The organism is Nonomuraea sp. 10N515B, from assembly GCF_052245915.1.
Taxonomy (GTDB): Bacteria; Actinomycetota; Actinomycetes; order Streptosporangiales; family Streptosporangiaceae; genus Nonomuraea.
The window spans coordinates 135,264-148,690 of sequence record NZ_JBQQBQ010000007.1; the positions used below are offsets into that span (position 1 = coordinate 135,264).

12 protein-coding genes are annotated in these 13,427 nt (G+C 69.3%); 7 read left to right on the forward strand and 5 right to left on the reverse strand.

All coding sequences use genetic code 11. From position 1 onward, the window contains the following. Positions 1-47: 47 nt before the first annotated feature. Entirely contained in the window at positions 48-1,085 is a 1,038-nt protein-coding gene (locus ACTWQA_RS12510) for a zinc-dependent alcohol dehydrogenase family protein (RefSeq protein ID WP_443159395.1), read from the reverse strand. Positions 1,086-1,416: 331 nt separating this feature from the next. Between ACTWQA_RS12510 and iscB the strand changes: the two genes are divergently transcribed. After that, positions 1,417-2,688 carry an RNA-guided endonuclease IscB gene (iscB, locus tag ACTWQA_RS12515; RefSeq protein WP_443159396.1) on the forward strand — a complete coding sequence of 424 codons (1,272 nt, stop codon included), beginning with the start codon at positions 1,417-1,419 and terminating at the stop codon, positions 2,686-2,688. On the opposite strand, the gene ACTWQA_RS12520 is transcribed toward iscB, so the two are convergent. Next, positions 2,689-3,516: a helix-turn-helix transcriptional regulator gene (locus ACTWQA_RS12520; RefSeq protein ID WP_443159397.1), complete on the reverse strand. Its 828-nt coding sequence runs from the start codon at positions 3,514-3,516 to the stop codon at positions 2,689-2,691. It abuts the gene before it with no gap. Positions 3,517-3,619: 103 nt separating this feature from the next. On the opposite strand from ACTWQA_RS12520, the gene ACTWQA_RS12525 reads away from it, so the two are divergent. The 3 genes from ACTWQA_RS12525 (at position 3,620) to ACTWQA_RS12535 (ending at position 6,856) form a co-directional block, all read left to right on the forward strand. After that, complete coding sequence (locus ACTWQA_RS12525; RefSeq protein WP_443159398.1) at positions 3,620-4,330, forward strand: SDR family oxidoreductase; 711 nt, start codon at positions 3,620-3,622, stop codon at positions 4,328-4,330. 35 nt (positions 4,331-4,365) lie between these two features. Beyond that, entirely contained in the window at positions 4,366-5,763 is a 1,398-nt protein-coding gene (locus tag ACTWQA_RS12530) for a glutamate--cysteine ligase (protein WP_443159399.1), read from the forward strand. 79 nt (positions 5,764-5,842) lie between these two features. After that, positions 5,843-6,856, forward strand: coding sequence for a hypothetical protein (locus tag ACTWQA_RS12535; RefSeq protein WP_443159400.1), 1,014 nt, complete (start codon positions 5,843-5,845; stop codon positions 6,854-6,856). Between the two features lie 14 nt (positions 6,857-6,870). On the opposite strand, the gene ACTWQA_RS12540 is transcribed toward ACTWQA_RS12535, so the two are convergent. Further along, positions 6,871-7,569 (reverse strand): PaaX family transcriptional regulator C-terminal domain-containing protein, encoded by a 699-nt coding sequence (locus ACTWQA_RS12540; protein ID WP_443159401.1) that lies wholly within the window; start codon positions 7,567-7,569, stop codon positions 6,871-6,873. A gap of 52 nt (positions 7,570-7,621) precedes the next feature. On the opposite strand from ACTWQA_RS12540, the gene ACTWQA_RS12545 reads away from it, so the two are divergent. The 3 genes from ACTWQA_RS12545 to ACTWQA_RS12555 all read left to right on the forward strand — a co-directional run bounded on the left by ACTWQA_RS12545 (position 7,622) and on the right by ACTWQA_RS12555 (position 12,127). Next, the gene (locus ACTWQA_RS12545; RefSeq protein WP_443159402.1) at positions 7,622-9,283 is read left to right on the forward strand and encodes an acyl-CoA dehydrogenase family protein; all 1,662 of its coding nucleotides are present in this window, start codon (positions 7,622-7,624) and stop codon (positions 9,281-9,283) included. Positions 9,284-9,626: 343 nt separating this feature from the next. Then, complete coding sequence (locus tag ACTWQA_RS12550) at positions 9,627-11,450, forward strand: DUF1996 domain-containing protein (protein WP_443159403.1); 1,824 nt, start codon at positions 9,627-9,629, stop codon at positions 11,448-11,450. Between the two features lie 233 nt (positions 11,451-11,683). Beyond that, positions 11,684-12,127 (forward strand): hypothetical protein, encoded by a 444-nt coding sequence (locus ACTWQA_RS12555; protein WP_443159404.1) that lies wholly within the window; start codon positions 11,684-11,686, stop codon positions 12,125-12,127. A gap of 196 nt (positions 12,128-12,323) precedes the next feature. Here ACTWQA_RS12555 and ACTWQA_RS12560 read toward each other — a convergent pair whose 3' ends face one another. Together ACTWQA_RS12560 and ACTWQA_RS12565 are read right to left on the reverse strand one after the other, a co-directional pair. Beyond that, positions 12,324-13,103, reverse strand: a complete 780-nt coding sequence (locus ACTWQA_RS12560; protein WP_443159405.1) for an alpha/beta hydrolase family protein — start codon at positions 13,101-13,103, stop codon at positions 12,324-12,326. Between the two features lie 33 nt (positions 13,104-13,136). Next, entirely contained in the window at positions 13,137-13,316 is a 180-nt protein-coding gene (locus tag ACTWQA_RS12565; protein WP_443159406.1) for a hypothetical protein, read from the reverse strand. Between the last annotated feature and the right edge of the window lie 111 nt (positions 13,317-13,427).

Consider the following 13,427-nt stretch of genomic DNA (forward strand, 5'->3'; position numbering starts at 1 on the left):
CCCAAGCCGCTCGGTCGAGGACCGCCCAAACAGCGCAGCCGAGACGCTCAGAGCGACGATCGAGGAGTGATGATCGTCACGCCTGGGACCGAGCCCATCGAGGCCAGTGCCTTGCCGACGTCGGAGAGCCCGATCGTGCGAGTGACGAGCTGGTCGGGATGCAAGATGCCGCCCCGGATCATCTCCAGCATCGGCGGGTACGCGTGCGCGGCCATGCCATGGCTGCCCAGCAGCCGCAGCTCGTGGCCGATCACCCGGTCCATCGGCACCGGCGTCGCCCCGCCGGGCAGCAGCCCCACCTGGACGTGCCGGCCCCGGCGGCGCAGGCTCTCGATGGAGGCGGCGCACGTCGCCGGGCTGCCCAGCGCGTCGATGGACACGTGCGCCCCGCCCCGGGTCAGCTCCCTGACCTGGGCCGCCGCGTCTCCTCTCGACCCGTTGACGAAATGCGTGGCGCCCGCCAGCTCAGCCAGGTGCAGCGCGTCGCTGCTGATGTCGACGGCCACCACGCGGGCGCCGGCGGCCGTCGCGATCATCACCGCGGACAGTCCCACGCCGCCGCAGCCGTGCACCGCCACCCATTCGCCCGGGCGCACCTCGCCCACCTGGGACACGGCGCGGAACGCGGTGGCGAAGCGGCAGCCCAGCCCGGCCGCCGTGGCGAAGGCCATGTCCTCGGGGATCGCGATCAGGTTGACGTCGGCGTGGTCGACGGCGACGTACTCGGCGAAGGAGCCCCAGTGGGTGAACCCCGGCTGGGTCTGCCGCTCGCACACCTGCTGGTCACCGGCGGAGCACGATGCGCACGTGCCGCAGGCGCAGATGAACGGCACGGTCACGCGCGCCCCCGCCCGCCACCCGCGCACGTCGGAGCCGACGGCCTCGACCACGCCCGCGAACTCGTGCCCCGGCACGTGCGGCAGGGCCTTGATGTCGGGATCGTGCCCGTGCCAGCCGTGCCAGTCGGAGCGGCACAGTCCCGTCGCCTCGACCCTGATCACCGCTCCGTGCGCGGCCGGGGCTGGGTCGGCCAGCTCACGTACATCTAGCTCGCCCCCGAAGATGTCAAACGCAACCGCTCGCATCTGAGCAGCCTAGCCTTAGAGTCGGCGCCCGAGGTCGCGCAAGGCCTGGTAATAGGGTGAACCACAACCCTCCTTTCGAAAACAGTATGGAAAAGCTCGGTCACGTAGAGTAGTGTGTGCGATGCGTGAGGCTCTCGTGACAGGAGGTGTGCGATGGCGATCCGCCACTCCAAGCGCGATGGCCTGCCGTTGGTGGTGCAGCTGTAACCGGATCCCCCGCATAAGCGCGGGGGCTTTTCAGCCCCATGTGGGTTGGAGGCCCGTGTGTTACCAGCACCAGCCAACACCGTGTAGGAGGTGACCGAAGTTGGCTACGTTCCGCGTAGGACAGATGACCCACCAGGCTGTGCCTCCTCAGCAGCCTGCTCTGGAACTCGGCCCAGCAGACAACCCCGGGATCAGGGACGAAACGGGGGCAGAGGGCCGCCGCGAGGCAGCACCCGGCGCGGGACATGTGCGAGAGGAGACTCCCGGTAGTTCACCCGCCGCCGGGGGCGTCACCCCGGACCGCCCGGTTCGGGAGGAGGCACGTGAGTGCCACTCGCAGCGGGCCGCCTATCGGCGCGGTCGCCGCACCCGGAAAGTGCGCTATCGCAAGTCGCGCTTCGCCAACCGGGCCCGACCTTCGGGGTGGCTCCCGCCATCTCTGCGACATCGCGTGGCCACCATCGTCTCGTGGGTGGACCGGCTGGCTCGCTGGGCACCGGTGCGCGCTGTGCATGTAGAGCGGGTCGCCTTCGACACCCACGCCATCGCTGCCGGAAGGCCCCTGGAAGGTGTCGAGTACCAGCACGGCACCCTGCACGGGACCGAGGTCCGCGAGTACCTGCTGGCCAAGTGGGGGCGGCGCTGTGCTTACTGCGCCGCCAGCGGGACACCGTTGAACATTGACCACATCCACCCACGCAGCCGAGGCGGCACCGACCGGATCTCCAATCTGACCCTGGCCTGCGTGCCATGCAACGAAGCGAAGTCCAATCGGCCGATCAAGGAGTTCCTGGCGGGCAAGCCGAAGCTGCTCGCCACCGTCCTGGCCCAGGCCAACGCTCCACTCCGGGACGCTGCTGCGGTCCAGTCCACCCGCTGGGCGCTGTGGCGGGAACTCGATGCCCGCCTGCCCACGCACGTGGCCTCTGGGGGCCGGACGAAGTGGAATCGCACGCGCAACCGCCTGCCCAAGACGCACGCTTTCGATGCCCTGGCCGTGGGCAAGCTCGATGCCATCACCGAAACGGTGTCCACGGTGCTGGTCGCCAGATGTACAGGTCGCGGCACTCATACCCGCACCCGCACCGATAGGCACGGCTTTCCCCGCCTCCGCCTGCCCCGGCAGAAGAGATTCTTCGCCTACGCCACCGGTGACCTGGTTACGGCCGTCGTCCCCACTGGAAAGAAGCAAGGAACCCACACCGGTCGTGTTGCCGTCCGTGCCACCGGCAGTTTCAACATCACCACCGCCCACGGCATCGTCCAAGGCATCAGCCACCGACACGTCCGCCTGCTGCAACGGGCGGACGGATATGCCTACACCTTTAAGCAGGAATCATGGCGGCCGTACGCCGTCGCCTCGCATGAAGGCGGGATCTCCACGGCGGTCATCTGATCAGCGAAGAGTCAGTTGCCGCAGCTCGCGCAAGGCCTGGTGCGAAGGGGAGCCGGGTTCGGTGGTGTAGAGCACGAGACGGAGGTCGTCGCGGTCGGGCACCGGCATGACCTGGCAGATCATGTCGATCACGCCGACGAGCGGGTGCGTGATGCGCTTGCGCTGCTCCCTGCGGATCTCGACCTCGTGCCGGGACCACAACTCGGCGAACTCGGGGCTGAGCGCGAGCATCTCGGCGACCAGCGCCCGCAGCCTGCGGTCGTCCGGGTAGCGCCCCAGGGCGGCGCGCAGGTCGGCGACCGAGGCGCGGGCGAAGCGGCCCTTCTCCTCGTCGTTGAGGTAATCGGCGATGTCGGGGGACATGAAGACCCAGCGGATGACGTTCCTGTCCTCGGGCGGCTGGTTGTCGAGGTCGCGCATGATGACGTTGGCCATCGGGTTCCAGGCGAGGATGTCGTAGCGGGCGTTGAGGACGTAGGTGGGCACCTCCTCCAGGAACGCCAGCAGGTGCAGCACGCCGCCGGGCACGTCCTCCCTGATCGACGGCGCCTCCAGGGGCTGCCCAGCCAGGTCGAACAGGTAGGCGCGCTCGTCCTGGGTCAGCATCAGCGCCCTGGCCAGCGCGTTGAGGATCTGCCGCGACGGATGCGGGCCGCGGCCCTGCTCCAGCCGGATGTAGTAGTCGATCGACATGCCGGCCAGCTGCGCGATCTCCTGCCTGCGCAGGCCCGGCGTGCGGCGGCGCTCGCCGCTGGGCAGTCCCACGTCGGCGGGGCTGACGCGGGCACGCCTGCTGCGGAGGAACTCTGCGAGTTGGTCCCGGTTCATGCCTCCATCCTCGGCCATGACCGCGCGGTCGTGGGTGGTACTGCCGATCCCAGCTTCCGCAGGTCTCTCCCGCACCCGGTCTCGCCTGGGCGAACGTGGAGGCATGACGAAGATCGCTCTTATCACGGGTGCCAACAAGGGAATCGGTTACGAGATCGCGCGGCTGCTCGCCGAGCAGGGCGTCACCGCGATCGTGGGAGCGCGCGACGAGGAGCGCGGGCGGGCCGCGGGCGAGCGGCTCGGGCTGCCGTACGTGCGGGTCGACGTGACCGACGAGGACAGTGTGGTCGCCGCCGCGAAGTGGATCGAGCAGGAGTACGGCACGCTCGACATCCTGGTCAACAACGCCGGGATCGCCGGCGACCTCAACCAGGTCGTGCCCAGCACCGCCTTGGCGCAGGCGCTCAGGGACGTCTACGAGACGAACGTGTTCGGCGTCGTCACCGTGACCAACGCCATGCTGCCGCTGCTGCGCACCTCGGCGGCGGGCCGGATCGTGAACATGTCGAGCGAGCTCGGCTCACTGAGCATGGCCGCGGCCCCGGACAGCCCCTTCGCGGAGGCCACGTTCCTCGCGTACAACTCCTCCAAGAGCGCGCTCAACATGATCACGGTTCTCTACGCCAGGGAGCTCAAGGACACCGCGATCAAGGTGAACGCCGCCAACCCCGGCTACTGCGCCACCGACCTCAACGGCCACGCCGGTTTCCGTACGGCCGAGCAGGGCGCGGCGGTCGCCGTGCGGCTCGCGACGCTGGGGGAGGACGGTCCGACGGGCGCGTACCTGCAGGATGACGGCGCGCTCCCCTGGTGAGGTGTCAAATCTGGCGAAGCGGACAGAAGGGGGTGATGGGACGAGATCTGGATAAAGAGCGATTCACTGAGGCGGAGTACGTCCGCTTCGGGGAACGCCTCCAGGAGCAGCTCGGCGTCCTGCGCGAGCTGCTCGATACCCCAGGCTTCGGCGCGGGCCCGGCCACGATCGGGGCCGAGCTGGAGCTGTTCCTCATCGACGAGGGCGGGCGGCCGTTGCCGCGCAACAGCCAGGTGCTGGAGGCGCTCGGCGACCCGCGCGTGGTGCTGGAGCTGGGCCGCTACAACGTCGAGGTCAACCTGACCCCGACGCCGCTCGAGGGCCGGCCGTTCGAGGTGATGAGCGGTGAGGTCCAGGAGACGATGACGAAGGTGGACGGCGCGGTCGAGGGCGGCGGCGCGCTGCCCATCGGGATCCTGCCCACCCTCGGCACCGATGACTTCACCGTCAACGCCATGAGCGACCAGAACCGCTATCGCGCCTTGAGCAGGGGCATCCGGCGGCTGCGGCTGGAGCCGTTCCTGGTCAAGATCGACGAGCTGGAGCTGGCGGTGGAGGATGTGATCCTCGAGGCCGCCAACACCTCCTGGCAGGTGCACATCCGCACGCCGCCCGAGCGCTTCGCCCGGCTGTTCAACGCCGCCCAGCTCGCCATCGGGCCGGTGCTGGCCGCGTGCGGCAACTCGCCGTTCTTCCTGGGCAGGCAGTTGTGGGAGGAGACGCGGATCGCGCTGATGGAGGAGGCCGCCGACGACCGGGACGTGGAGCGGCGCGGGCGCAGGGACGGGCGGGTCACGTTCGGCTCCGACTGGGTGCGCGAGGGCGCGCACGAGCTGTTCGAGCGGTATGTGCGCGACTACGAGCCGATCGTCCCCGACCTCCACGACGATGCCGGGCCGCGCGAGGTGCCCGAGCTGCGGCTGCACCAGGGCACGATCTGGCAGTGGAACCGGCCCGTCTACGACCCGGCCGACGGCGGGCACCTGCGGATCGAGATGCGGGCGCTGCCGGCCGGGCCCTCGTGCGCGGACATGGCCGCCAACACGGCGTTCCTGCTGGGGCTGACGTTGTCGCAGGCCGAGCGGGACCTGACCGGTTACCGGTTCGCGGAGGCGTACCAGAACTTCTACCGGGCCGCCATGCACGGGCTGGACGCCAAGCTGTCCTGGCCGGGGGAGGACGGCGAGTTCGGGGCCGCCGACCTGGTGCTCACCCTGCTGCCCGAGGCGCGGGCGGGGCTGCTCGGAGCCGGGGTGATCCCGAGCGACGCCGACCGCGCGCTGGGCATCATCGAGCAGCGGACGCGGCTGCGCCGCACGGGGTCGGTGTGGCAGCGGGAGGCGCTGGCGCGCTTCGGCGGCGACCGGGAGCGACTCGTGCGGCGCTATCGCGAGCTGGCGTTGTCGGGACTTCCTGTGCATTTGTGGCGCTGACCCGCAACCATTGCCGTTCCCGTTCCGTCACACTAGGTAAAGAAACGGGAAAGGTGAGGGAGATATGGCGGAAACGGGGATGGCTCCCACCGAGAAGGCGCCGTACGTGCTGAACCGGGCGACGGGGGACCTGACCGAGGGGGCCGCCAAGCTCGCGCAGGAGATCGGCGGCACCGGCGTGGAGGCCCTGCTGGCGCAGGCCAACAGGACCGCGGCCCGCAGAGGAGCCGCCGGCGCGCTCGGCTCCATGCAGCCCAGGCCGGCCGAGTGGTACGCCTTCGACGCCAAGGACCAGGACACCGCCGACTGGTATCCCCAGGGTCTGACCTGCGGTGAGGAGTCCGGCTCCATCGGGGTGCCGGTGTTCGTGGCGAGCTGGTATTTCAAACCGGAGGCCGGCGAGCGGGGGATCAGGGTGTCGTTCCTGAGCCCGCGCACCCTGAAGTATCAGCACGCGTTGCTGGTGACGGCCAAGCCGGACGGCTCGTACACGCCGATCGACATCCACGCGGGCGGCATCGCGCTCGACGGCGACCTGCTCTACGTCGCCGACACGGTCAGGGGCCTGCGCGTCTTCGACCTGAGCAACCTGCTCGACCTGCGGACCGCGCAGAACGACCTGGGCGACCCCACGCGGATCGGCCGGCACGACGGCAGGTTCCACGCCTTCGGCTACCGGTACATCATTCCCCAGACCGACTTCTGGCGGGTCGGGCAGCGCGGGCCGCACTTCTCGTTCGTGTCGATCGACCGCAGCGGCGGGACGCCGCGGTTGATCACGGGAGAGTACCGGGAGGACGATCCGGGTGGCTGGGTGGCGCACTGGGACCTCGCCTTCTCCGGCGGCGAGCCCAACGAGGCCTTCGTCATGGGGCACCCCAAGATCCAGGGGGCGATCTCGCACGGCGGGAAGTGGTACCTCAGCCAGGCGGCCAGCGCCACCACCAACGGCAAGCTGCTCGTCTACGCCGACCAGAAGCTGCAGACCAGGCCGTTCCCCATCGGGCCCGAGGACCTGACCGTGCAGGACGGCAAGGTGTGGAGCGTCACCGAGTTCAGGAACAAGCGGGTGATCTTCGGGGTCGGTCTCTGAGGCGCCGCCTCCGATCAGTCTTTGAGATGGCGGAGCAGGACCTCGCGGTAGCGGGTGTCGAAGTCGTCGTAAAGGGCCCGAAGCTCCGCACCCGGCCAGCCTGCCGGCAGCAGCTCCTCCGGGAGCAGCGGGTCGGCCAGCAGGTGGCGCAGCACCGCGGCCGACACCAGGAAGCCCTCGGCCAGCCCGTCGGCGCGCTCCACCTCCCGCTCCAGGCGCCGGGCCTCGGCCGCCCAGCCGTCGAGGTCCCACAGCAGGGGAGTGGGGTCGGGATACGGGCGGCCGTCGATGCGCGTGCACTGCGCGGTGACGCTCTCCGGCCACGCGCGCACCAGGTTGGCGGGCCGCAGCCAGGTGCCCTCGCGCAGCTCGGCCAGGCGCAGCGTGGTCATCGTGTGCCGGAACGCGGCCCGGTCGGCGGGTGCCCGCCGCTCCGCGGTGACGACGGCCACCTCCCAGGTGCCGTCCCACGGCCTGGTGTGCGGGTCGCGGCTCTCGTCCTGCCTGGCCTGGCGCTCGACGAGCCGCTCCGACAACGTGTAGAAGCGGTCCTCCTGGATCAGGTCTCCCGCCGCCACCATGCGGGACAGCGCGACGCGTACGGTGCCCTCGGCGATGCCGAACAACGCCCCGATGCGCACCAGGTGGCGGGCCGGCAGGCGCGGGGGATGGTGGCCCAGCAGCGCGCTCAGGACGGCCGACCGCGCACTCAAGCTTTTATTACGCTCTTCCATCGCATGTCGAGTATATGTAACACTCGCAGACATGGGGCGCTATCTCGTAGAACCTTTCGACCACAGCGACCGCTACGCCACCGAGCGCTACCAGGGCGCGGCCGGGCGCAATTGGTGGGCCTGCGATCCCACGCTGCACCTGCTCCTGCGGCGGCACCTGGGCGAGGGCTTCACCTGGGCCGAGCCGCACCTCCACCGGCTGGGCGCGCTCATGGGCGGGCTCGTGGCCGAGTGCGCCGAGGAGACCGACCGCCATCCGCCACGGCTGGAGAAGTACGACAAGTGGGGCAGAGACGTCAGCCAGGTCGTCATGCCGCCGTCGTTCCAGGCCGCCCGGCAGGCGCTCATGGAGGACAACTTCACCGCGCCGTCGTTCGCCGAAGAGGCCCGGGCACACGGGGCGGATCCGGCGGCGCTCGCCGCGGCGTGGACGTACCTGCTCGACCAGGCCGACATCGGGATGGGCTGCGCGCTCGGCACCGGCGGCGACATGGTGGTGCAGCTCGCCGAGAAGCACGCGCCGCCGGACGTACGCGATCGGGTGCGGGAGATCTTCGCGAACGGCTTCTACTCCGGCGAGGCCGCTCAGATGTTCACCGAGCGGACGGGCGGCTCGGACCTGGCGGCCCTGGAGACCGCGGCCGTGCCGTCGGGGGACGCCTGGCAGCTGACCGGCTTCAAATGGTTCGCCTCCAACGCCAACGGATCCGCGTTCGTGGTGCTCGCCCGGCTCCCCGAGGGGGCCGTGGCGCCGTTCCTGGTGTTGTGGGAACGGCGGGACGGCACCCGCAACGGAGTGCGGATCAGGCGGCTCAAGGACAAACTCGGCACCCGCTCGGTCGCCTCGGCCGAGGTCGAGTTCGCCGACGCGGAGGCGTTCCTGCTGGCCGGGCAGGGCTCCGGGTCAGGGCTCGGGACCATGATGAAGCTCACCAACTCCTCCAGGCTCGGCGTGGCCATGATGGGTCTCGGCGTGGCCAGGCGCGCGCTGGTGGAGTCGATCTGCTACGCCCATGCCCGCGAGGCGTTCGGCCGCCCGCTCATCGACCAGCCGCTCGTGCGCCGCAAGCTGGCCGAGCTGATCGTCGAGGTCGAGGCCGCGCAGGCGCTCGTCTTCGACGGCCACGTCGGCCCCCGGCTGCGCCTGGCGCCCGCCCTGATCAAGCTGCGCGCGGCCCGGCTCGGCGTGACGGCCGCCAGCGACGCGATCGAGATACACGGCGGCAACGGCTACATCGAGCAGTGGCCGGTCGCCAGACTCCTGCGCGACGCCCAGGTCAACCCCATCTGGGAGGGCGGCGACAACATCCTGTGCCTGGACGTTCGGCGGGCCATGGCCAAGGAGCAGGCCCACGTGCCCTTCCTCGACCGGCTGCGCGCCGCGGCCACCTCCGATCTGGTGCACGCTCGCATCGACGACCTGACCAAGGCCATCACGGCGTGGTCGGCGCTGGATGCGGCGGTGGCCGAGGCGCGGCTGTACCCGCTGGCGCAGTTCATGGCGGACGTGTACGCCGCCGCGCTCCTGGAGGAGCAGGCAGGCTGGGGGCTCGACGACGGGCGCAAGGCGCTCGTCGCCCGCCTGTACGCCCATGCGCACCTCGGCGAGCCCGGACCGCTGCGCGGGATCGACGGTGCGGGGCAGGAACTGGAGTTCTTCGACGATCTCCTGGAGGGAGCCGTCGCGCTCTGAAGCTTCGCCCGTAATCGGCCTGCCGACCGGGAATCCGGCGGTGTGCCGCCGACCCTGCAGCAGTGACCTGTAGCAGGTGAGACAGCCGTCGCCCTCGCTGTCGAACCAGGTCGGCGTGGTCGCACGATCACACTTCGTGGTCAGTTTCTTGAGAAAGATGCGGTGTTCACCTGATCCTTCGCGGCAGTCGCATGCGTATCTGCACTCGAAGGCGAACACGGGCTCGTCGATCTGCAGGCCGAGGCGGCCGCATGGACAGAGCATGACGGCCGGGTCGCTTCTGCACGCGAAGAGAGGGATCATGATGAGACGCCAAAAAGGCTTACGCTTCCGCAGAAGGACGGTGGTCATCCTCGCGGCCCTTGCTGTCACCAGCAGTGGCCTCACGGTCGGCGCCGTCGAGGCAGCGGCGAGCGCGGCATCCGGCACGGCCTTCGCGCCGACCATCGCCTGCCCCTCTGTGGCGGACAGGGTGGGCGAAGCCCCCGCTCGTGCGCAGGCGGAAGTCCAGCGGAACCTGCAGCAGTTGGAGAACCAGATCGCTGAGGCGAATCAGCGGCTGGCGAACTCTGCGGGGCAAGGCGGCTCCAATTTCGTGCAGAACGCGATCCTCGGCCCGCTGCGGGACAAGCGGGTGGCCGCCATCCAGCGGATCCAGATCGCTTTCCAGCGTGCCGGCGCCCAGCCGCCAGCCGGCCTGCAGGGCCTGGCCACGTGCGTTGTGCAGGATGACGGGAGCGGGAACAACAACGACAACCAGGACAACGGCGACCAGGGAGGCACGGGGGACCAGGACACCGGCGACCAGGGGGGCACCGGGGACCAGGACACCGGCAACAACCAAGGCACCGGCAACAACCAGGACACTGGCGACCAGGACACTGGCGACCAGGACGCCGGCAACCAGGACAACGGTGGCGAAGCCGGTCAGATCGTCTGCCCCGCCGTGGCGGACAGGCTGGATCAGGTCCCCGCTCGTGCGCAGGCGGAGGTCCAGCGGAACCTGCAGCAGCTGGAGAACCAGATCGCTGAGGCGAATCAGCGGCTGGCGAACTCTGCGGGGCAAGGCGGCCCTAACTTCGTCCAGAACGCGATCCTCGGCCCGCTGCGGGACAAGCGGGTAGCCACCCTCCAGCGGATCCAGATCGCCTTCCAGCGTGCCGGCGCCCGACCGCCGGCCAGCCTGCAGACCCTGGCCACCTGCGAGCTCAGGAACGGCGGAGCAGGAAACGGAAACAACAACGGCGGTAACAACGGCGGTAACAACGGCGGCGACGGCGACGGCGAAAACCAGGCCAGGGGACCCGTCCCCGAGGACTTCGTCGACATCCGTACGGTGCGGCCGAACGTGAGAACCCCCCGCACGCAGCAGAACGGCTCCAGAGGAACCTTCAGCGTGGACTGCGGGCGCAACGAGAGGCGGATCTTCAACTCTGACAACGTCATCGTGGCGCCCGGCGTGTCCAACGGTGCGCAGCACACGCACGACTACGTCGGGAACGTGTCCACCAACAACCAGTCCACCAATGAGAGCCTGCTTGCGGCCGGCACCACCTGCCGCAACGGTGACAAGTCCACGCACTACTGGCCAGTGCTGAGGGCGCTGGGTCAGGAGGAGTTCGACGCCAACCGGCGCGGTGGCGGACTCGACCTGAACGTCGGCAAGATCCTCACCCCGGTTCAGGTGCAGATCACCTTCAAGGGCAACCCGACCGCCAAGGTCGTGCCGGCTCCGCAGTTCCTCCGCATCATCACCGGTAACGCCCGGGTCGGCGGGGCCGACCCCAACGCGGGGTGGACCTGCACCGGGTTCGAGAATCGCCAGCTGACGGACAAGTACCCGCTCTGCCCGCGAGGGAGCAGGCTCGTACGGGTCTTCGACTTCCAGAGCTGCTGGGACGGTCAAAACATCGACAGCGCCAACCACCGGACCCACGTCGCCTTCCCCCAGGCTGACGGCAACTGCCCGCAGGGCTTCCAACCCATCCCGGCGCTGGAACACCGGCTGGTCTACAACGTGCCGCAGGGCCCCAACTTCGCCGTCGACGGCTTCCCTGAGGAACTGCACAAGCCGATCACCGATCACAGCGACTTCATCAGCCTGATGAATGAACAGCAGATGCAGCAGGTCGTCGATTGCATCAACAGCGGCAGGCGCTGCCGCTGACCCTGAATCCAGCAGGATTCCGCACAGGAGACGAGCTCGGCGCGGCCAGGTGACTGGCGGCGCCGTCCTCATGCGCGGCCTCGGGATTCGGTTGTGAACTATGACCGTGGCCCCTGCGTATCGCTAAGAGAAAAGCTGCATCGGCTGCGAGAAAGGGCGAGATCGTGGCTGGTTTCTCATATCCGCGATGCACTCAGGGCACTGCACCAGGAGCCGGAGGTGGTGTAACCGACGTGGTCAGGAGGCGAGGCTACGGAGGTATCGTCCTGTCGCTGCTGGCCATCGCGCTTACCGGTTGCAGCGAACAAGTCGAGGCGGACAGCGGGCGGAAGCCGGCTCCCCGGACCTACACCGTCCAGCAGCTGGCGTCCGTCATCGGCTGCACCGCCAAGATCACCGTCAAGGCTCTGGATTACCGGCAGGGGGAATGCACCAGCGACGGGATCGCCTATGTGTTCCTCGACTTCGATACGGCCGAAGGTCAGCGCGAGTGGCTTGACTACGCCGAGATGTACGGCGGCGTCTACCTTGCGGGCGATCGATGGGTGCTGTCGGCCAAGTCCAAGTCCTTCATGCAGGAATTGAGCAAGAAACTCGGGGGAACGGTCGAAGACCATGGCTTTGGCGGCTCCACCGGGTCCCCAAGCCCCTCCACCCCGTCCCCGCACTCCCACTGATCCAGGTCTCACTACACGATAACGCCATGATCGTCTGGTGAGAGTTTCGGACGGATGGTTTCCAAAGAGCACCGGCAACGGAGAACTCCTCCTTCTCCCGGACGTCGACCGCGGGGCTGCCGTCGACCAGATCCCGCCCGGCTTGGGTGAGGTTCGAGGACCTCCGCAAGGCGATCACCACGTGGGTGGTGACGCTCTAGCCCATTTTCACCACGACCTCGAACCCCTGGACGATCGTGGACCATGTCGCGGTCCGCGGATCGATGACCTCGAAGTGGCCGATGTCCTCCAGTTCGAGCAGCTGGCAGGGGTCCCCGGCTTCGTGTGCGGCCTGCGCGTACCGGCGGCTGAGCTCAGGCGGGACACGATCGTCGTCGGTGCCGTGCACAATGAGCGCCGGAGAGCCGATCGGCAGGCGGCGCGCCGGATCGGCCAGGTCATAGAGCTCGGGCCGCTGCTCCGGCGTGCCGCCGACGAAGTCGAGCGCGGCGCCGTCTCCGATGCCCAGCCGGGCCGCCTCGGTCAGATCGCAGACGCCGCCGAGTGACACGACGGCGGCGACCGGTCGCGTCCCCGCCGCCCACAACGCCAGGTGGCCGCCGGCCGAGTGCCCTAGCACCAGGAGCGGCACGTCGCCGACCGGCCTCACCTCGTCAAGGCGCCGAAGGGCGGCCGCAATGTCGTCAAGCGTCGCGGGCACGCCTCCACCCGTGCCCACCCGCCGGTACTCCACATTCCAGCTCGCCCACCCCCGCAAGGCGAGATCGGCGCAGAGCGCCCGGGTCGTCTCACGCCCGTAGTGGGCGCGCCAGAAGCCACCGTGGACCACGACAGCGAGCCCGCGCGGTGCCGCATCGGGCGGGAGCCGCAGATCGGCTTCATGATCGGGTAGCGGCCCGTAACGATGTGTCTCCACGGGAACGTCATGCTGGTCGGACCAGTCTGCCAGCTCGGCGAACAATCGCTCCACATCCACTGGGATGCCTCCTCACATCGATGCGAAACGCGGTCACCGCCTGCGGTCATCATGCCGCGCGCTCCCGCGGCGGACCTCCTGGAGGGTACGGCGGCCGACCAGCAGCATCAGCAGCCCAAGGCCGGCCGGTAACAGCCAGCGGGGAGCCACCACCACCCGCCCATCGTAGGAACGGCCGGCTCCACGCACATCCACCTGAGTGATACCCGCCATCCCCCCACGGTCAGAGATCGCAAGTCAGTTCGCGGCGCGGCATCCACGCCCGCGGGCGATCGGTGCGGCTTGTCGCTGGCCCGAACCCCGGCCTCGGCGTACGCTCGGCAC